The sequence below is a fragment of the Leptotrichia sp. oral taxon 218 genome (genome assembly GCF_018128225.1).
In the GTDB taxonomy this organism is placed as follows: Bacteria; Fusobacteriota; Fusobacteriia; order Fusobacteriales; family Leptotrichiaceae; genus Leptotrichia.
Window position 1 is genome coordinate 863,557 of the sequence record NZ_CP072377.1, and the last position, 21,420, is coordinate 884,976.

The 21,420-nt window shown below is 28.7% G+C and carries 17 protein-coding genes; 16 read left to right on the forward strand and 1 reads right to left on the reverse strand.

Annotated elements, in window-relative coordinates; genetic code table 11:
• Window positions 1-511: 511 nt before the first annotated feature.
• The 16 genes from J5A73_RS04020 to J5A73_RS04095 all read left to right on the forward strand — a co-directional run bounded on the left by J5A73_RS04020 (window position 512) and on the right by J5A73_RS04095 (window position 20,136).
• Window positions 512-2,659: a S8 family serine peptidase gene (locus J5A73_RS04020; protein WP_211616853.1), complete on the forward strand. Its 2,148-nt coding sequence runs from the start codon at window positions 512-514 to the stop codon at window positions 2,657-2,659.
• Between the two features lie 42 nt (window positions 2,660-2,701).
• On the forward strand, window positions 2,702-3,796 hold the full coding sequence (locus J5A73_RS04025) for a DUF5710 domain-containing protein (RefSeq protein WP_211616855.1): 1,095 nt from the start codon (window positions 2,702-2,704) through the stop codon (window positions 3,794-3,796).
• A 279-nt stretch (window positions 3,797-4,075) separates the two neighbouring features.
• Window positions 4,076-6,220 carry a S8 family serine peptidase gene (locus J5A73_RS04030; protein WP_211616857.1) on the forward strand — a complete coding sequence of 715 codons (2,145 nt, stop codon included), beginning with the start codon at window positions 4,076-4,078 and terminating at the stop codon, window positions 6,218-6,220.
• 153 nt (window positions 6,221-6,373) lie between these two features.
• Complete coding sequence (locus tag J5A73_RS04035; RefSeq protein WP_211616859.1) at window positions 6,374-7,129, forward strand: SIMPL domain-containing protein; 756 nt, start codon at window positions 6,374-6,376, stop codon at window positions 7,127-7,129.
• A gap of 42 nt (window positions 7,130-7,171) precedes the next feature.
• Entirely contained in the window at window positions 7,172-7,744 is a 573-nt protein-coding gene (gene efp / locus J5A73_RS04040; RefSeq protein ID WP_211616861.1) for an elongation factor P, read from the forward strand.
• Between the two features lie 116 nt (window positions 7,745-7,860).
• Window positions 7,861-8,709 carry an endonuclease/exonuclease/phosphatase family protein gene (locus J5A73_RS04045; protein WP_249069388.1) on the forward strand — a complete coding sequence of 283 codons (849 nt, stop codon included), beginning with the start codon at window positions 7,861-7,863 and terminating at the stop codon, window positions 8,707-8,709.
• Window positions 8,710-8,901: 192 nt separating this feature from the next.
• The gene (gene serA / locus J5A73_RS04050) at window positions 8,902-10,494 is read left to right on the forward strand and encodes a phosphoglycerate dehydrogenase (protein ID WP_211616863.1); all 1,593 of its coding nucleotides are present in this window, start codon (window positions 8,902-8,904) and stop codon (window positions 10,492-10,494) included.
• 230 nt (window positions 10,495-10,724) lie between these two features.
• Window positions 10,725-11,618, forward strand: coding sequence for a homoserine kinase (gene thrB / locus J5A73_RS04055; protein WP_211616866.1), 894 nt, complete (start codon window positions 10,725-10,727; stop codon window positions 11,616-11,618).
• 112 nt (window positions 11,619-11,730) lie between these two features.
• The gene (locus J5A73_RS04060) at window positions 11,731-12,807 is read left to right on the forward strand and encodes a thymidine kinase (protein WP_211616868.1); all 1,077 of its coding nucleotides are present in this window, start codon (window positions 11,731-11,733) and stop codon (window positions 12,805-12,807) included.
• A 21-nt stretch (window positions 12,808-12,828) separates the two neighbouring features.
• Complete coding sequence (locus J5A73_RS04065) at window positions 12,829-15,021, forward strand: ATP-dependent helicase (RefSeq protein ID WP_211616870.1); 2,193 nt, start codon at window positions 12,829-12,831, stop codon at window positions 15,019-15,021.
• Window positions 15,022-15,390: 369 nt separating this feature from the next.
• Window positions 15,391-16,317, forward strand: a complete 927-nt coding sequence (pyrB, locus tag J5A73_RS04070; protein ID WP_211616872.1) for an aspartate carbamoyltransferase — start codon at window positions 15,391-15,393, stop codon at window positions 16,315-16,317.
• A gap of 83 nt (window positions 16,318-16,400) precedes the next feature.
• Window positions 16,401-16,862, forward strand: coding sequence for an aspartate carbamoyltransferase regulatory subunit (gene pyrI / locus J5A73_RS04075; RefSeq protein ID WP_211616874.1), 462 nt, complete (start codon window positions 16,401-16,403; stop codon window positions 16,860-16,862).
• A 61-nt stretch (window positions 16,863-16,923) separates the two neighbouring features.
• Entirely contained in the window at window positions 16,924-17,805 is an 882-nt protein-coding gene (locus J5A73_RS04080) for a dihydroorotate dehydrogenase electron transfer subunit (protein ID WP_211616876.1), read from the forward strand.
• Window positions 17,795-18,760, forward strand: coding sequence for a dihydroorotate dehydrogenase (locus J5A73_RS04085; RefSeq protein WP_211616878.1), 966 nt, complete (start codon window positions 17,795-17,797; stop codon window positions 18,758-18,760). The genes J5A73_RS04080 and J5A73_RS04085 overlap by 11 nt, the downstream gene beginning before the upstream one ends.
• Before the next feature lie 82 nt (window positions 18,761-18,842).
• On the forward strand, window positions 18,843-19,583 hold the full coding sequence (pyrF, locus tag J5A73_RS04090; RefSeq protein WP_211616880.1) for an orotidine-5'-phosphate decarboxylase: 741 nt from the start codon (window positions 18,843-18,845) through the stop codon (window positions 19,581-19,583).
• A 106-nt stretch (window positions 19,584-19,689) separates the two neighbouring features.
• A complete protein-coding gene (locus J5A73_RS04095; protein ID WP_211616882.1) occupies window positions 19,690-20,136 on the forward strand; it encodes a hypothetical protein in 447 nt (148 codons plus the stop codon).
• 153 nt (window positions 20,137-20,289) lie between these two features.
• Here J5A73_RS04095 and J5A73_RS04100 read toward each other — a convergent pair whose 3' ends face one another.
• Window positions 20,290-21,387: an RNA-guided endonuclease TnpB family protein gene (locus J5A73_RS04100; RefSeq protein ID WP_211616884.1), complete on the reverse strand. Its 1,098-nt coding sequence runs from the start codon at window positions 21,385-21,387 to the stop codon at window positions 20,290-20,292.
• Window positions 21,388-21,420 lie beyond the last annotated feature (33 nt).

The window sequence follows — 21,420 nt, forward strand, 5'->3', positions numbered from 1 at the left end:
TACATAGAATTTAAAGAATAAACAAAAATATAAAATATATCATTCTGCTTAAATTTAAGTGTTTTTTTGTTTTATTAACAAAGAAATTAATATTCTGTTTTTAAATAATATTTTTTATTTCGTTTATGTTATAAGTATAGTATATAATTTTAAAAAAGTCAAGAAAAATATAAATATTTTAATTTACCATATTTTTTAATATTTTTTAAAAAATAGTAATATTCATATTTTATTTATTTTATATAATTAAAGAAAGTAAATAAATATATAAAAATAATATTTTAAAAATATTTTTTAATTTAAAATAGTAAAAAAAAGATAAAATATTTTGAAAAACTACTTGACAATCATAAAATTCTGTAGTATACTCACATTATAATAAAAACAGAAAATAAAAATATGTAAAATATAATTTAAAACAAAATACAGTTTTTACAAAAAAGAAACTTAAATAAAAATATAAATTTTAACAGAAAATAAAATGATTTAAAAACTATAAGGAGATACAACTATGAAAATTAAAAGTAAAATATTATTAGGAATTTTAGTATTATCAACATTAAGTTTTAGTGCAAAATTAAATTATACAACAGATAAAGGAATTAAATATAAAGGAGAAATAGTCAAATTTGCCAAAGAAAAACAAGGAAGCTATCCAATATTTAATATGCTTTATGATGGAGAAGCAGGAATGTCAACAGAACATTATTGGAAAGATAATTTGGGGATAAATTTAAAAGATGTGAAAGTATTAAGAGGAACAACAGAAAATGAAAAAAGATTTTATAATGATAATGCTCATATGCTTTCAATGTTTGAAGCATTTGATGTGGAAATGTCAGGTGGATATGTAAAAAATCATTTAGATGAAGTAACAGCAGCTTCAGTAATAGTACCTAATGCAATACCAAAAGGGATTCTGTCATTATCAATGTATTATATAACAGGATCAACAGGATTTATGACAAGTAAATCAGTATATTTTGGAGATACCATAAATGAATTGGCAGGTGAAGTGATGCAAACACCAAGATTTAATGGATATACATCAGATAATACAAATTTACTTGTTTCAGCTTATGGAAATGATGACACTCTAACCCCAAAAGCAAGAAAAAAAGGTGAAGATATTTATGCAATACATCCATCGCAACAAAGTTTTTTCTTTCCAATGTTTGGAGAAGAAGTTCAAAAAATGCAAAGAAGCGATATAATAAAAGTAAAAGACTTCGTTTGTAATGGATATAAATCAAATAGAACTTTTACTGACATAAGAAATATGGATGGACCTAGACAGGAGAATCCTTATAAAGGATGTGGCGTAAACGATAATCCAGATAAAGGTTATTACCCATTCTTTGCCTTATATTCAAGAGCTAACACAATTCTTGCAGATGGTGAAATAACAGCGGCAGGTGAAAGAAGAACAGGTTCTTCATTTGCTGTTCCAAGATTATCTGCCATTATAACTAAAATAATGCAAAAATTTCCTGGTGTTTCTTATTTAGATGCAAAAGAAATTCTTTTAACTTCTGCTACAAGAGAAAAAGATATACTAGATAATCAATATGGCTGGGGAGTTGCAAATTTATTAAGAGCTTTAAAAGGACCAGGTGCTATAAATACAGGCTTAATCGAAGAACAAAAATTCTATACTGGAATGTATGATAAAGTATTCGATTTTAATGGAAATGCTTATTTTTGGGCTTCCCCTACTAGCGATTGGACTTGGAGCAACGATATTTATGGAAACCTCCCTAAACATCCTTCAGGTTCTACTAAATATGATATAGTTGCAACAACTAAAGATAAAGATGGTGATATTCCTAAAACAAGTTTGGCTTTCCAAACAATAAGAAATGTATCATTCCAAAACTTTATTCCATCCGAAAAAAATTATTATGCTGATACAGCAGAGTTTAAACCAGGTTTAAGAAAAGCAGGTGACAAAACTCTTACTATTAATGGTAATATCTATTATGAAGGGCCTACACAAATCCTTGAAGGAACTCTTGTCTTAAATGGAAATGTACCTAAATCAACTGTAATTGTTTATGAAAACAGCACTGCTGTAATTTCTGGTAATGTAAATCATTTGATAATGGCTGGAGGAAATGTCTACTTAAAAGAAGGGGCTGTTATTGGAACTTTAGAATTTGATCCAAATATCCCTTCTTACATAAATATCGAAAATGAAGGAAAAGGAATAACAATTGGAACAATTGCTTCCAAAAGAGAAAAACTTGATAAATTTAAATCTTTGTTTAAAAATGGTACATTAAAAGCTGAAAAAGAAATAACTAAAATAGATGTGGAAGATGTAAATGTAAATCCTTATAAATATCAAGATTTAAAAAGAGAATATTTCTTTTCAGGCTTTGGAGATAAAATAAAAAAAGTTAAAGGTGATAACATATACCCAAAATTATTAAAAAGATATACTGAAATGGATAAAGCACCTGAAAGTGCCAAAAATATCGTGCCTGGTTATTCAAATGGTCAATTTATGTTAGATGCTTACGCTCCTGGTGATTATGACAAAGAATTTACCAAATTAACTAATCCAATTGCTTCAAATGATAACTACAAAATTTCACCTTCTTCAGTTGAATGGTCTAACTTCTATGATGCTAGACAAAAAGCTGGACTAGAAAATTAAAAAATGATATAATTAAAAAAATAAAAAAAAGAGGTTAGTTTTATGAGATATTTAGATGTTAATTACGAAGACAAAGAAAAAGCGAAAGAATTTGGAGCTAGATGGAATCCGAAAGAGGGTAAATGGGGATTTGAAAAAGAAGAAGATGCACAAAAGTTTTTGGATTGGAAAGAAAATCAGAAAACTAAAGTAGATGTTAGTTACGAAGACAGAGAAAAAGCGAAAGAATTTGGAGCTAGATGGAATCCAAAAAAGAAAAAATGGGAATTTGAAAAAGAGGAAGATGCACAAAAATTTTTAGATTGGAAAAAAAATCAGAAAAATAAAGGTGAAAAATATTATATTCATAAAAAATTTGCAATAAATTTAGATGGAATTGTAGCTGATATTTGTATCGACAAAGGAATGAAAGGCTTTATATTCAAAAAATTAAGGGAAGCGTATAAAATTACCGAAAAAGATAAAAAAGTATCGATTAATTCTTTAAAAGTTGTGATGCCATATCTTGATTTCAAATATTTATTAGACAAGGACAAGGAAAATCCGTTTAATTTAACAAAAGATTCAAAAAAAGTATTTGTTATTTCATCCGAAGAAGTTAAGTCAGATTCATACGAAGAAAGATTAAGACTTAAAAGAAACAGAGAATTTTTAGAAAATTTAACTTATTATATCAAAAAAACTTACGGTAACGGAAAAACTGTAAAAGAGCAAAATTTTGAAGACAATATCGAAATTTATCCACTAAAATATCATTCTTTTCCAAAAGATTACGAGGCGAACGAAAAAAATTACTTCAGTTTGCACAGCAAAATCTATTTAATCAACGAAAAATATGCTTTCATCGGTTCAGCAAACTTGACAAAACAAGGTCTTAAAACAAATTACGAAACTTTATTTTTTGTAAATGGAAATATCGAGCAAAACAAAGAATTAATAAAAAAACTAAATAAATTTTTCTGTGATATAAAAGAAGAACAAAGAATAAAAAAAATAGAGTTTGAAGATAATATATTTAATTATGGTAAAAGCGAAAAAAATAATATTGAAGTAACTCAAGATATAGAGAAAAATAAGACTGAAATAGAAAATGATAAAAGTCTTTTAGAAAAAATAAAAGCATTATTCAGAGTTTAAAATTTATTTAAAAAAATAGTTTATATAAAAAAAAATATTAAAACAAAAAATATAAAAAAAGAGAAAAAATAATAACTCTCTCTTTTTTTATTTTAAATTATTTTAAATTTATTAGAAAAACGGAAGTTAGAAAAAGTGCTTGAAAAATTTAAAAAAAATATGTATAATTATTTTATAAAAAACATAAAGTTATTTACTGTTTAATTTTAAAAAACAAAAATTAAAAAATATTTATTTAATAAATAAAATATTTAAAAAAAATTGGAAGGAAAAAATTATATGAAAAAAATTTTTTTATTAATATCTTTAATTTTTACAGCAAATCTAAATGCCGCAAATTTATTTTATACAAAAGCTAAAACTCCATCAAAAAGTGAAGTTTTAGTAAAATACGCAAAAAAAGTACACCCAAATACAGGATTAAATGACTATATTGCCGTATTTGATCCAAGCACTACGGACGCATACTGGGATAAAATAAATCCCGGAATTCCTAAGCCGAAATTTTATTACAGCAAGTCTGTCGGAGGAACGAATGTAGGAAAGTCTGAGCATTACGCAAATGTGCTTCATGCCTTTTATTTGACCGCCGGAACTGGATTTGGACAAAGACTTATTTCATATTCAATGATGTCAGAACAGAACATGTTTTACGGAATAGCTTCGTATTCAGGAACAGTAGATGACAGAAACAGATGGGACTCAACTTCAAAAATGTTTTATTTTGGCGATATAATAAATGAGACAGCAATAAGCTCAATGAGTCCTAGAAGAGTTTATGGAGATGACGAGACAGGAAATGTAAACCTTTTCTTAAAACCTTTAGGAAATCCTGTATTCACAATTGACAGTGAAATTATGAAAAATTCCACAGGGGTAAGAAGAAACCTTGCCTATCTTACACCTGAAACTATGAAATATGACATGTATGGGGACGAAGTCTTTAAGCTTCTTGATTCTGAAAGAATATATGTAGGCCAGTTTGAATGCGTTAAAAACAATAAGGGAACTGATGTGACTAATCCTGCAACCCTAAGCTCAACAGCCGAAGCAAAAACCTCTGCAGGTCGTGCAAGTCAATTTTCAAGCACATGCAGAACTTCTTCAGAACCTGATGATGCCGAGGCTCGTCCAGTTTATTCACGTTCATCTTCAGTAATGGCTAACGGTGACATATATGACAGGAAAAAGGAGGAACAGAATACAGGGACAAGCTTTTCAGCACCAAAACTTGCAGGAATTGCGGCGCTTATTCAGAAGAAATATCCTGGAATAACTTACCACGAAATCAAGCAGATGATACTTACAACAGCCTACAGGGAAAAGGACGCATTGTCAAATGACTACGGATGGGGATTCGTTGACGAGAGAAAAGTCTTGAACGGACCTAGCAATTTTAATGCCGGGCTTATTGAGGAGCAGAAATTTTTTACAGGATTTTATGACAAAGTGTTTGAACCAAATAGCGATACGGCTTACTTCTGGGCTGAACCTCTTAGCGACTGGACTTGGACAAATGATATAAGAGGAGAGCTGACTTACCTTCCAAGCGGAACTACTTCGTACAATGTAGCCGTTGAGCAGTTTGATAATAAAAAAGGTGATATTGTATCTGGTTTGGACGAGTTTTCCGTTGTTGACAATGTTCCGTTCAAGAATTATATTTCAAGGGAAAAAAACTTCTATGAAAAAACTTCGGACTATAAAGGCGGACTTCGTAAAGCGGGAGACAAGACACTTACAATAAAAGGAAATATTTCATACCGTGGAAAAACTGAAGTGCTTGGAGGAGCGCTTGTTCTTGAGGGGAATGTTTCAAATACAGATATTACAGTATTTGACAGCGCCACACTAGTTCTTAACGGAAGCAATCAGAATGTCACAAGTGAAATTGAGGTTTCAAGAAATGGGTATTTTAAAGTGACAGGAAACAATGTACATATAGCAAACCTTTTCCTTGAAGACGGCGCAAACTTTGGCGGAAACGGAAAAAACATCGTCGTGGACAAGCTCATCGTACCTGAAAACAGAATGGAAGAAGCTAAGGCGATATGCGCTAAGTACGGGTATAATGTCAAAAAGTTTTCAGTCGCTAACGAAAACTATAAGATAAAAGATGTAGAAATTAACGAGAAGAAATTTGCCGACATACCTCGTGAGTTTTACTTCAATAACTTTAAGTCAGCGCCAAAATATATTAGCGACTTTTCACAAGGAAACTTTCAGAAATATTATAGCGAACTTGAAAAAAGATACAAACATCTTCCTGAAAACCCTTACTTTGAAAAAGACCCTGACATAGACCCGTTCCATCTTGATGACATGTTCGGCATGTCAAACAGAATAGTCGGTGCAAGAACAAAGCTTGGCAAAAAAAAGGATATGAATTTCGGAGATGCCAGCGAAATTTTCATAGATAAATAGTAAATAATAAATAAATATTAAAATAAATGAGTAAAAAAAGAAAAGAAAAGAAAATAGGACTAAATTTTACACATAAAAATTAATTTGACATTTTTTTTAAAATAAATTATAATTTAAAAGATAAAAACTTCAATGACTAAGGAGTGAAACAAATTGAAAAAAGTACAATTTATAATAATTTCTACAATATTGTCGTTCGGTTTAATTGTGTCGGCGGCATTAATTTCAAATGCGGTTGACAAGACGAATAAACTTGACAACAGAATTACTGTAAAAGGAGTTGCGCAAAAGAGAATCAAGGCAGATAAAGCGCTCATCAGGATAATAATTTCAGGAAAAAATGAAAATTTGGATAATTTAAGGCAAGATATTGATGATAAAGAAAAAATTGTGATTCAAAAATTAAAAAGTTTAAAAATCAATGAAAATAGTTACGACATTGAAAATTTAAAAATTCAGCCAAATTATGACAAAGAAGCAGAAAAAACTTCTCAAAGCGGTGAAGAAACACAAGTTTCGGCAACCAATATTTCAAACTATGACGGACAGGAAATTATATCAATTGTTACTGGGGATATTGACAAGGTCAAAGAGTTTTATGAAAATTTATTGGAGTTGAAATTACAAAGTGACAATATTGAAATTACAAAACCTGAATATGTTGTTACAAATATTGATAAATATAAAAAAGATTTGCTAGTTGATGCAACAAAAGATGCGGAAAATAGAGCAATTGAAATGCTAAAAGTAAATGGCAATGAAATAAATGGCTTAAAAAGTATGACGCAAGGTCAATTTGAAGTATTAAAAGACAATGAAGATATTTTAAACAAAGATGAAGAAATACAAAACCAAATTTACAAAAGAATGCGACTAGTTGTGACAGCCACTTATTTTATAAGATATTAGTTAATTAATTAAAAATAATAAAATAAATCAGGAGGGAAATTAATGAAACCAGCAGCAGAATTAAGACAAGGAAGTACATACAGAAAGGACAACATACCTTATTTAATACTAAAAGCTGAAAGACACCAATCGACATCAGGAAAAAGACAAAGAGCGGCAGAAGTAAAATTTAAAACAAAAGAGTTAATTTCAGGAAAAATTCAAGAAATTACAGTACTTGCAACTGAATTAATGGACGACATCATTTTAGACAGAAATCAAATGCAATTTTTATACGAAAGTGAAGGAGATTACAACTTCATGGATCAGGAAACTTTTGAGCAAATTGCATTAACTGCAGAAGATTTAGGGGAAGCTGTAAACTTTTTAGAAGAAGAAATGATTATTCAAGTCTTGATGTATGAAGGAAGACCAGTTGGAGTTGAATTGCCAAATACTGTTATAAGAGAAGTTACTTATACAGAACCAGGATTAAAAGGAGATACAATCGGAAGAGCGACAAAACCAGCCACAATTGCAAACGGTTACAGCTTACAAGTTCCTTTATTCGTAGTAATTGGAGATAAAATTAAAATTGATACAAGAACTGGAGAGTACATCGAAAGAGCAAACTAATAATAAAAACTAAAAAAAAATTAAAAGTCATCGTAAAAAAACGATGGCTTTTTTTTAAAAAATAAGTTATAATTAATATTATATTAAAAAAATAAAAAATCAAGGGGTTGATTGAATTGTTTGAATTGATTAAAGTGATTGATGTAAAAAATAATATAATAAAAAAACTAATTTTTGTAATTATTATTTTAAGTTTATTTTGCTGTTCCAAAAAGAAAATTTCAGATTTTAATTCTCAAAGCGGAGTTTCTCGCAGTGAAAATACGGTTTTAATAGCTTCGTTTAATGCGTTAAGACTTGGAGAAAAGCAAAAAGATTATAGTGCGTTTGCAAAAATTTTGTCAAATTTTGATTTGATTGGACTGGAAGAAGTGATGAATGAAAAAGGTGTAAAAAAAGTGAGAGCGCATTTGGAAAAATTGACGCAAGAAAATTGGGATTATATAATTTCAGATCATTCCGTGGGAAGTGAGAATTATCGGGAATTTTACGCTTTTATTTACAGAAAAAATAAATTTTTTGAAGCAAAGCCAGTCGGATTTTATGCGGAAAAAGATGAAAATGAGTTTATGCGGGAACCTTTTGGTGCATATTTTAAAAGTGGAAACTTTGATTTTGTCTACATCATAGCGCATTCAGTTTTTGGTGACAAAGAAAAACAAAGACTTATCGAAGCTTCAAATTATGCGAATGTCTACGAATATTTTTCAAAACTCACAGATGAAGATGATATAATTATTGCTGGAGATTTCAATATGTCTGCGGATAGCTTAGCTTTTAAAAATTTGTCTGAAAAATACGATGTTTCGTATATTTTAGACCCAAAGGGAAACCCAACAACATTATCGGACACAAAACTTGTAAGTTCATATGACAATTTTTTTATTAATCAAAAAAAACAAAAGAATTTACTGGAAATTATGGAGTTTATAATTTTATATCAAATAATAATTATGCTGAAATAAAAAAATATATTTCAGACCATTTGCTCATCTTTTCAGAATATTCGACAGAAAAAGAGTAGAATTTATTGTAAAAAATACATTTTAGAATATAGTTTAGTTATGAAAATTTATAAAAATGTTGAATTGTAGTTAAATTTATGATAAGATATTTGTATATAAAACAGAAATTTTAAAGTCAAAAAAGGAGAGGCTATGTTCAAAATACTAGTTGGAGAATATATTGATGATGAAGCAATTTCACATTTAAAAGAGGCAAAAGATATAAAAGTGGATGTAAAAATTGGAATTAAAAGAGAAGAAATCTTAGATATTATACAAGATTATGACGCTTTAATTGTGAGAAGTGTTATTAAAGTTGACAAAGAATTGCTTGATAGAGCTAAAAATTTAAAAATAGTAGGTCGTGCTGGGAATGGAGTTGATAATATCAATATTCCCGAAGCTACTGCACACGGAGTAATTGTTGCAAATACGCCTGACAGCAACACAGTTTCGGCTTGTGAAATTGCAATTGGACTTATGATAGCGTCAGCAAGAAATATAGTTTCAGCAAATAATTTTATAAAAAGCGGAAAATGGGAAAGAGAAATTTTTGTTGGAAATGAATTATTTGAAAAAACATTGGGAATTATTGGACTGGGAAGAATTGGAAGTCTTATGGCAAAGAGAATGAAAGCGTTTGGAATGAATTTGATCGCATATGATCCGTATATTTCTGATGAAGTTTTCAAAAGAAATGGCTGCAAAAAAGCAAATACACTTGATGAGCTTCTAGAAAAATCAGATGTTATCACAATTCACACGCCAAAAACAAGTGAAACATTAAATATGATAAATTCTGAAAATATTTCTAAATTAAAAGATGGAGTACGGCTTGTAAATGCTGCTCGTGGTGGATTATTTAACGAAGAAGCGGTTGCAGAAGGTCTAAAAAGTGGAAAAATAGCAAGTTTCGGTTACGATGTTCACTCAGTTGAGCCAAGAAGTGAATGTGTACTTTATGAATTTGAAAATGCGATTACAACGCCGCATATTGGAGCGACAACTTATGAAGCGCAAAGAAATGTTGGAACTCAAGTTGTAAAACAAGTATTAAACGGACTTCGTGGAGAAATCGTGGAAACAGCGGTAAATTTGCCGTCAATTGGAAGAGAAGAATATTTAATCGTAAAACCTTATATAAACTTGGCTGAAAAATTAGGAAAAATTTATTTTCAAATTGAGAAAAATCCAATTTCAAATATCGTAATTAATTATTATGGTGAAATAGCACAGCAAGAGACAGCATTAGTTGATGCAACTGCAATAAAAGGAATTTTAGAACCTGTGTTAAAAGAAGAAGTGAATTACATAAATTCAAGACCGCTTGCTGAAAAAAGAGGAATTAATATTTCAATAAATAAAAAAGATGAAAAGTACAAAAATTATGCATCAGCAATTGAATTTGTTGTAAGTAACGAAGAAGGACACAAAGTTCATGTTGTCGGAACAATTGGAATAAATGGCGAAGAGAGAATAGTAAACATTAAAAAACACGATGTCGATATGGCGATTTCAGATAATATGATTTATCTTGGAAATGACGATGTCCCAGGAGTAATTGGAGCCGTTGGAGCAACATTAGGAAAAGCTGGTGTAAATATTGCAACAATGAATGTTGGAAGAAGAGATAACAGTGCTATAATGTTACTTACTGTGGATAGTGAAGTAGAAGGAAATGCGCTTAAAAATTTGAGAAAATTAAGTCAAATTAAATGGGCTCATTATTTAGATTTAAAATTATAAACAAAATAACAAAAAACAATAATACAATAAAAAAATAAAAATAAGCAAATAAACTCGGCCATAATATAAAAATAGGGAAAAAAGAAAGAAAATAAAAGATAAAAATATAAAAAAATAAAAAGTAAAAGAAAAATATAAAAATAAGAAAAAAAAAGAAAAAAAAGAAAAAGAAAGGAGATTGATTGGAAAGTTTTAATTAAATTAAAATTTTTCAATTTATAAGATAAAAAATGGGTTTAAAATTTAAAGTTAGAGTACCTGGAACTTCTGCAAATATTGGTGTTGGTTACGATTGCCTGGGAGTTGCACTAGATTATTTCTTAGAAATGGAAGTTGAAGAGAGCGATAAAATTGAGTTTTTTGAAAATGGAAAACCTTTTCCAATACCGATTGAAGAAAATTTAATTTTTGAAGCGATAAAATATACTGAAAAACATTTGGTAAAAAATATTCCAAGTTACAAAGTGAATATTACAAGAAACGACATTCCTATTTCTCGTGGGCTTGGAAGTAGCTCATCAGCAATTGTTGCGGGAATTTTAATTGCAAATAAATTTGCGGGAGATGTTTTGGATGTAGATAAAATTGCAGAATTAGCTGTGGAGATGGAAGGACATCCAGATAATGTTGTTCCTGCAATATTTGGTGGAATGGTCTTAACTGCTCACGACAAGGATAAATTGGTGTATAGTTCGCTTCTTAGTTCAGATGACTTATGTTTTTATGTTATGATACCAGATTTTAAATTGTCAACTGAAAAAGCTAGAAGTGTGCTTCCAAATTCTTATTTAGTTTCGGACGCAATTAACAATATGTCAAAACTTGGGTTATTGGTGAATGCTTTTAGCAAAGGAGAATATCAAAATTTAAGATTTTTATTGGGAGATAAAATTCATCAGCCTTATAGATTTGCGCTTATAAACGATTCTGAAAAAATATTTGAATTATCCAAAAAATATGGAGCATTGGGAGAGTACATAAGTGGTGCGGGACCAACTTTAATCTCGCTTAATTATGACAACGATGAATTTTTGGAAAATATGAGAAAAGAACTTGAAAAATTGCCAGATAAATGGACTATTGAAAAGAAAAAAATAAATTTATATGGAGCTGAAGTTTTTTAAATAAATAAATAAAAATTTTAAAATAAATAAATTTAATAAAAAATAATTGATATTTACTGTGTTTTACAGTTTATATCTTTTATTTTTTTTATAAAAAATTGGAAGGGGAAAGATGGAAAATCCTAAAATAGGAACTCTTGAAGTAATAACTGGAAGCATGTTTTCTGGGAAAAGTGAAGAGCTTATAAGACGGCTTAGAAGGGCACAATTTGCAAAACAAAAAATTATTGCGTTCAAACATTCAGTTGACAAAAGATACGGAGAAAATGGAATATTTTCTCATAGAAAGGAAAGCGTTTTTGCATATCCAGTAAAAAATATTGAAGAAATGGAAAAAATTATGGATGAAAATATTGATGCCGAAATTATTGGAATTGACGAAGTTCAGTTTTTTGGCAATGAAATTGTGAAATTTTGTAAGAAATATGTCAATTTTGGGAAAAGAGTGATTGTGGCGGGGCTTGATTTAAGTTTTAGAGCAGAGCCGTATGAACCTGTACCAGAACTTATGGCAATTGCTGATGAAGTTGAAAAGTTACATGCGATTTGCACTGTTTGCGGAAAGCCTGCTTATGCGAGTCAAAGACTTTTGGATGGGAAACCTGCGTATTATGAAGATCCGCTTGTGATGGTTGGAACAAGTGAAAACTACGAAGCTAGATGTAAAAGGCATTTTATTATAAATCACAGAAATGAAAAAAAAGCTAAAGTTTATTTTTTTGTTGGAACTGAAATTAATGTTGGGAAAAAGTTTGTTGAAGAAATGTATATAAAAAATTTGGCAAAAAATAAAAATATTAAAAGTGAAACGATAATTCTGAGTGGAAATATTTTAAATTGTGAAAAAAATGCGTTAAAAAATTTGCGAAAAAAAGTTGAAGAAAAAATTTCAAAAAATGATTTTTTGTTTGTGAGAATTACAGGTGGGATTTTGCTTCCAATTGAAAAAAATTATACAATTTTGGATTTTATGTGTGAGTTGCGAAAAGATTCTGAAGTTATAATTGTTTCAAAAAATAAAAAGGGAGTTTTGAATCAAATTTTGGTCATGGCTGATTTGATAAAAAAATCGGATTTAAATTTAAGAGAAATTGTTTATAAAAAGACTAGCAATAATAATGAAATTGAAGAAAATCAAATAATTGAAAAAATTTCTAAATTAATAGGAATTAAATATAGAATAATTTAAAAATAAAAAAGGAGAAGAGAATTGAGTATTTTAGATAAATTAAATGAAGAACAGAGAAAAGCGGCAGAAAAAGTTGATGGGCCTGTGCTAATTTTAGCTGGAGCTGGAAGTGGGAAAACTAGAACAGTCACTTACAGAATGGCACACATGATAAAAGAAAGGGGAATTTCTCCGCTTAATATACTTGCTCTAACTTTTACAAACAAAGCTGCAAAAGAGATGAAAGAAAGAGCAGAAGAACTTATTGGAGCTGAGGCACAAAATTTAGTTGTTTCAACATTTCACGCTTTTTCTGTAAGACTTTTAAAAATGTATGCTGAAAGGGTTGGATACGACAGAAATTTTAATATTTATGATGTTGATGATCAAAAATCTATTATTACTAAAATAAAAAAAGAAATGAATTTAGGAGACAATGATAGTACAAAACCAGGAGCTTTGGCAAATAGAATTAGTAAATTAAAAGAGGAAGGAATTGGAGTCGAAGAACTTGATCAGTATTTTGACTTGAAAATTTCTGCGAATAGAATTTTTTCGCAAATTTATCAGAGCTATAACGAAACTTTGAAAAAAAATAATGCGATGGATTTTTCAGATTTGCTTGTGAATGCGAGAAAATTGCTGGATGACAGATATGTTCTTGAAAGGGTGCAGGAAAGATATAAATATATTATGGTTGATGAATATCAAGATACAAATAACCTTCAATATGAAATAATTAATTTGATTGCGGAAAAATATAAAAATATTTGTGTTGTGGGAGATGAAGATCAAAGTATTTATGCATTTCGTGGAGCAAACATTAATAATATATTAAATTTTGAGAGAGATTATAAAAATGCGTTTACTGTAAAATTGGAGAGAAATTATCGGTCAACTAAAAAAATACTTGATACAGCAAATGAGCTTATTAAAAATAATAAAAGTTCGAAAGGAAAAAATCTTTGGACAGATTCTGGCGAAGGGGAAAAAATTAAAGTTTATAATGCTACGGATAATTTTGATGAAGCAAATCATATTGTAAGAGAAATTGTAAAAAAAGTCCAAGATGGAGCTTCTTATAAAGATATGACAATACTTTACCGTACAAATGCACAATCTCGAATATTAGAAGAAAAGTTGCTTAATGCAAATGTACCATATAAAATTTATGGCGGAATGCAGTTTTTTCAAAGAAAAGAAATAAAAGATATTTTAGCATATTTAAGTTTGTTAAATAATAAAAATGATAATCATAATTTTGCTAGAATTATTAATGTTCCAAAAAGAGCAATTGGAGAAAAGACAATTCAGAAAATTTCAGAGTTTGCAAGTAAAAATAATATATCAATGTTTGATGCGCTTCAATATGTGGATAAAATTTCGCTTCGTTCAACTGTAAAACCAACTTTAGTAAGTTTTTATAAAATGATGAAAAATATTCATTCTAACCTTGAAAATTTATCAATAAAAGAAATATTTGATCAAATTTTGGCAAAAACGAGATATATAGATAGTCTTGAAGATAACAAAGAAGATAGAATAAAAAATATTGAAGAACTTTTGAACAGTATAATTGAAATTGAAAGACAAAATCCAGAGATTACATTGGAAGAATATCTTGATATGATTTCACTGACTTCATCATCGGACGGCATTGAAGAAGATGAAAATTATGTAAAACTTATGACAATTCATAGCTCAAAAGGACTAGAATTTGATTATGTATTCTTAGTGGGAATGGAAGAAGGATTATTTCCTTCAATTTCATTTGATTCACCAGAAGACGAGATTGAAGAAGAGAGAAGACTTTGCTATGTGGCAATTACTCGTGCGAAAAAAGAATTGTTTATTTCATATGCTTCGACAAGAAAAATTTGGGGAAGAGATGATAATTTTAGAAAGCCATCAAGATTTTTGCATGAAATGAAGCAAGATAATTTGGAATATGTCGGTGGAAGATTTGGAACTTTGAAAAGATCTGCCGTAGCTAAAAGCATTCCAAAAGTTGAAAATTTTAATCCATTTTCAAAAGGCGGATTTGGAAGAAAAATTGAACCAAGAAAAGTTGAAAAAACTGAAAATTCAAAATACAAAGCGGGACAAACTGTGACTCACAAAAAATTTGGTTTGGGAAAAATAAAAAAAGTTGACACAAAAAGTATGACTGTGGAATTTAAAGTTGGAGAGAAAAAAATTGCATTGATACTTGCTGATAAAATTTTAGAAAATTAAAAATTTAAAAAATTAAAATAATTTAATTAAAACTAAACTAAAATAAAAATTAAAACAAAAATAAAAATAAAAATTAAAGAGTAGAAAAAATTCTACTCTTTATTATTAAATAATCATTTTTTATAATTTAAAAAGATAATTTTTGAAATAATGAAATTAAAATAAATTAATATTAAAATTTAAAAAGTAAGTAGATATAAGATAATGAAAAAAATCTAAATTTAATTTTAAAGTTCTCGATAAAAAACTGAATAAATATAAAGAAAAAAATTCTAGATTTTTTTTAGATTTATTGAATTACCAAAAAAAATATGTTATTATTTAATTAAGAAAAATTTTTGGAATGAAAATAAAAAATAGGAGAAAAAGATGAAAAAAGATATTATTTCAATGAATGATATGACAAAAGAAGAGATAATGGAAATTTTAAAATTGGCAAAGAGAATTGAAAATACTTCAGAAGAAGAAAAATTAAAAATTTTAAGTGGCAAAATTGTTTCCACTCTTTTTTTTGAACCGAGCACACGGACAAAGATGTCTTTTGAGTCGGCAGCTTATAGATTGGGAGCAAATGTTTTGCAGTTGCCACCAGCAGAATATTCTTCACTAAAAAAAGGAGAATCATTTTCGGATACAATAAAAATGGTGGAAAGCTATTCCGATGTAATTGTTGTAAGACACCCATTTGACGGAGCGGCAAGACTTGCTTCAGTCACTTCAAAAAAACCTGTCATAAATGCAGGAGATGGATCAAACCAGCATCCAAGTCAAACTTTGCTAGATTTATACACAATTTTAGAAGAAAAAGGGACGCTTGAAAATTTGTCAATTGCGTTTGTTGGAGATTTAAAATATGGAAGAACAGTTCATTCGCTTATGAGAGCACTAACTCACTTTAATCCAACGGTTTATTTTGTGGCACCGCAGATTTTACAGATGCCAGATTATTTGCTGGAAGATTTGCGTAAAAATAACATAAAATATGAAATTTTATCTGATTTCAGAGATTGTCTTGATAAAATTGATGTCTTTTATATGACTCGAATTCAAAAAGAGAGATTTCTCGATGTTGATGAATATGAAAAATTAAAAGGAATTTACATAATAAACAAAAAAAATATTTTAGGAAAATGTAAAGATGACATGATTATTTTACATCCGCTTCCAAGAGTTGACGAAATTTCAATAGATTTAGATTCGACAAAACATGCACTATATTTTAAACAGGCTAAAAATGGGATTCCTATTAGGCAAGCTATGATGTTAAAAGTTTTAGAAAAAGAAAAAATGGTATAATAATTTATTTTATTTTTTTATAAATTTTAATTATAATAAAAATAATAATTTATTGTTTAATTTTTAAATGAAAGGTAAATAAAATGAGTAAAGGAAAAGAATTATTAATTGGAGCTATAAAAAACGGAATTGTAATTGATCATATTCCGTCAAAAAAAGTTTTTTTAATTGTGGAAATTTTAAAGTTAAAAAATTATTCGCAAAGAATTACAGTTGCTACAAATATGCCAAGTAGTTCACTTGTGAAAAAAGGGATTATAAAAATTGAAGATAAAATTTTGCAGGAAAATGAGCTTAATAATATTTCACTTATTGCGCCAGATGCAACGATAAATATTATTGAAGATTATGAAGTTGTAGAAAAAACAAAATTAGAAAGACTGGATGAAGTTGAAGAGCTTGTAAAATGTGACAATCCAAAATGTATTTCAAATCATGAAAATATTAAGACAAAATTTGTGAGATTAAAAGAAGAAAATAAATATAAATGTTTTTATTGCGAAAAAATTATTTCAGAAGATGAAATTCATCTAAAAACTAAATAGATTTCCTGAAAAAATAAAAAAATAAAAAAATAAAAATTTGAAATGGAGAGAAAAATTTAAAATGCAAAATAATTGTGAGAAAAATAAAAAGACGGAATTTTTAGAAAATGTGGAAATTTTGGAAAATAAAGCTGTCGGCGGAGATAATTTTTTGATGAGAGTGAAATCTGAAAATGTCAAAAATAAAAAAAATATTCCAGTTGCGGGACAGTTTTATATGTTAAAGTTAAAAAATGAAATCATGATTTTAAGACGACCAATAAGTTTGCACAGCGTAAATTCTCAAACTGGAGAAATAGAGTTTTTGTACAAAGTTTTGGGAAAGGGTACAAAAGAGTTGACAAGTTATGCAAAAGGAGATGTCATAAATATTCAAGGTCCGCTTGGAAATGGTTTTGAAATAATAGAAGAAACATCAAAAATAGTAATTGTTGGTGGAGGAATTGGACTTGCTCCGTTAAAACAGTTATTAAAAGAATTATTGAAAAATAAAACTGAAAGTGATGAGAATAATAAAAAAATTGTTTTTATCGCTGGAGGTAGAGATAAAAAAACTTTAGAAATGCTTGAAAATTTTGATTTTTCAGATAAAAGAATTGAGCTTAAAATTTGTAGCGATGATGGAAGTCTAGGAGAAAAAACGAATGTTATTGAATTATTAAAAAAAGAAATTTTAATTGGCGAAAAAATTGATATAATTTATTCATGTGGACCAGAAAAAGTTTTGGACTTGATTAGTGAAATTTCAAATGAAAATAATATAGTTTCACAAGTTTCAATGGAAGAGAGAATGGCTTGTGGAGTCGGAGCTTGTGTGGGATGTTCTATTCCAAGCGAAGAAGGAATGAAAAAAGTTTGTAAAAATGGACCTGTTTTTTACAGCAAAATTTTTGATAAAAAATCTGGAAATGTAAAAAATGGAGGTGAATTAAATGGAAAATAAAACAAGTAAACTTTCAACAAATTTTTTGGGAGTAAAATTAAATAATCCAATTTTTACAGGAAGTGGATGCTTTGCTTTTGGAACAGAATATATGGATTATTTCGACCCAAATGAATTGGGAGCAGTTGTCATAAAAGGCTTGACTTTGGAAAAAAGAGATGGAAATTCAGGTTCAAGAATTGCAGAAACTCCAGCGGGAATGCTAAATAGCGTAGGTCTTGAAAATCCTGGAATTGACTATTTTGAGAAAAATACGCTAAAAGAAATAAAAGAACATTTAAATGTGCCAATAGTTGCAAATATCAATGGAAGTACAGTTGAGCAATATGTGGAACTTACAAAAAGACTTGATAAACTTGAAGAAATAAAAATTTTGGAATTGAATATTTCATGTCCAAATGTAAAAGACGGCGGAATGGCTTTTGGAGCAAATCCTGAGATGGCAAGACTTGTTACAAGAGAAGTGAGAAAAGTTGCAAATAAGCCGTTAATGGTAAAATTGTCACCAAATGTGACAAATATTGTGGAAATTGCAAAAATTGTAGAAAGTGAAGGAGCAGACGCAATTTCGATGATAAATACTTTGCTTGGAATGGCAATTGACACAAATACTGGAAAAGCAATTTTGGGAAACACTTATGGCGGAATGTCGGGTCCTGCGGTTAAGCCAATTGCATTAAGAATGATACATCAAGTTTCACAAGCGGTGTCAATTCCAATTTTAGGAATGGGTGGAATAAGCTGTGCAAAAGATGCGATTGAGTTCTTTTTGGCGGGAGCATCGGCAGTTTCAATAGGAACGGCTTTTTTTGGAAATCCTTTAGTAGCTCTTGAAGTAAAAAAAGGACTTTTGGAATATTGTGAAAAGAAAAATTTATCGAATATTTCAGAAATTATTGGATTTTCTCATCCTGACGATGGAATTTCTTATAGAAAAAGACTGGAAATTGAATAAAATTAAAATTATTTTGATTAATATTATTTTGTGGTCTTTTAAAAATAATTAAATAAAATAAAATAAAAAAAGGAGAAAAATTTTGAATAAAATAAATGAAAAAGCTAAAGAAAAAATATTTGTAGCGTTGGATTTTGATAATTTAGAAGACGCAAAAAAATTGGTGGAACAACTTGGAGATAATATTTCAATGTACAAAGTTGGACTTGAGAGTTATTTGAGCACAGATGGGAAATTGGTTGATTATTTGCACGAAAAAGGGAAAAAAGTATTTTTAGATTTAAAATTTCACGACATTACAAATACAGTAAAAATGGCATGTAAAAATGCTATTCAAAAAAATGTTTTCATGTTTAACATTCATTGCTCAAATGGAAGAAAAACTATGAGAGAAGTTTCAAATTTAGTAAAAGAAACTGGTTCAGAAAGTCTTTTAATCGGAGTTACAGTTTTGACAAATTTATCTGGCGACGACATTTTGGAAATGTTCAAAAGTAGTTTAAATGTTGAAGAAATGGTTCTAAATTTGGCGACAATTGCCAAAAATAGCGGAATGCATGGAATTGTTTGCTCACCTTTGGAATCAGCTAAAATTAAAGAAAAATTAGGTCAAGACTTTGTAACTGTTTGTCCTGGAGTAAGACCGGCGTTTACATTAAATGCACAAGGAAAAAGTGACGATGATCAAAATAGAATAATGACTCCGTTTGATGCAATTAAAAATAATGTAGATTTTTTAGTTGTTGGAAGACCAATTACAAAAGCTAAAGATCCTGTGGAAAGCGCTAAATTGATTTTGGAAGAAATTTCTCAGGCTTTATAAATTTTTTGAAAAAAATTTTTTAAAAAAGGAATAAAAAAGTTTAAACAAATTAAATTCAAATAAAGTTAGATTATAATAACTAAAATAAAAATTTAAGGAGAAAATTATGAGAAAAAAAGCAATAATGACAGTAGCAGCACTTTTTTTGTGTCAATTGTCATATGCGGCAAGTAAAGTTGAAAATGTTAATCAATCAAATTTACCAAGAGATGTACTTTTACATGCATATCCAGATTTGACTGACGAAACTTCAAATACAGCTGCAACTTCAGAAGAAATTCAAAATACTGTAAATGATGGGTCAGATGAAGCTACAGTTTTGACTCCAACAGTAATTGGAGACGAAGAAGAAGATTTGGAAAATACGAATGCAAATACAAATAAAAATATTAAAAGAAAAGAAACTAAAACAAAAAGAACAAATAAAACTAAAAAATCTCAAACTAAAACAAAAGCAAGAAAAGAAAAAGCTAAAAAAATGACTTTAGATGAAAAATTAGATTCAGAATTGTCAAATCTTTCTCGTATGTTGGACAATTTAGAAGGAAAATAATAATAAAATAAAACATAATAAAAAAAGAAATCTCTTGAATAAGTGAACTACTCCCGCTTTTAGAAGCGGGAGCTTCTTGGGAAGTACCTGCTTTTGTTAGCCAAATATATTTACCAAGCTCTTCGGGTAGTTCCTACCCTGTCTTTTTATTTCCTAATATTCCAACATCAATTTCCCAATGTTTTTTATATTCAGTGCCGCATTATAATCTCTATCAATTTCAATTCCACAGCACTCACATCTATAACTTCTTTCTGATAATTTCAGTTCCTCTTTAACATTTCCACATCCACTACAAGTTTTTGATGACGGAAACCACTTATCTATCTTCAAAAATTGTTTCCCTAAAAACATCAGTTTATACTCAAGCATTCTCAAAAATATTCCCCACCCATTATCTCCTACACTTTTACCAAAATTTAATGCCTGGCTCATCCCTTTCATATTCAAATCCTCAACAACCACAGCATTATACTCTTTAGATAATTTTTTCGATAATTTATGCAAAAAATCTCTTCGGCAATTTTTAATATACTCATGTAATCTTGATATTTTCATTTTTTGTTTATACCAATTTTTAGAAAATTTCATTTTTCTTGACAATGACTTTTGTAATTCTTTCAATTTTTTCTCCAACATCCTAAAATATCTTGGATAATCAGCCCTTTGGTTTTCAGAACTGACAAATAATTCAGACATTGAAAAATCAAGTCCAATTACTTTATCATTACTTGGCACTTTTTGAATTTCTTTTTCAAATTCCGTCAAAACAGAAACATAGTAATTTCCATTACTGTTTGTCAATGTTACCGACTTTATTCTATAATTCTTTGGTATTTCTCTATGATATTTCAATTTCATTTTTTTCAATTTTGGCAAAATCAAATATTTATTTTCTTCAATTCTTATTGAATTATTCACGCAATTTGTCGTGTAACTTTTAACATTATTCTTTTTAGATTTAAACTTTGGAAACTTCGCTCTCTTTTGAAAAAAATTCGTAAATGATCGTCTCACATTCAATTGAGCATTTGAAAGTGCAAGACTATCCACTTCTTTCAAAAATTGATTTTCACTTTTCAAACTGGCAGGTGTAATTATTTTATTTTTTCCAGTTTCTTCATAAATTTTATTAGCATTATACAAAATCGTATTGTAAACAAAACGAACGCATCCAAAAGTCTTATTTATCAACAATTCCTGCTCTTTATTTGGATAAATTCTGTATTTGAATGCCAAATTATATTTCATAAAATTACACCTCCTTTTGATTTTGAATATTAT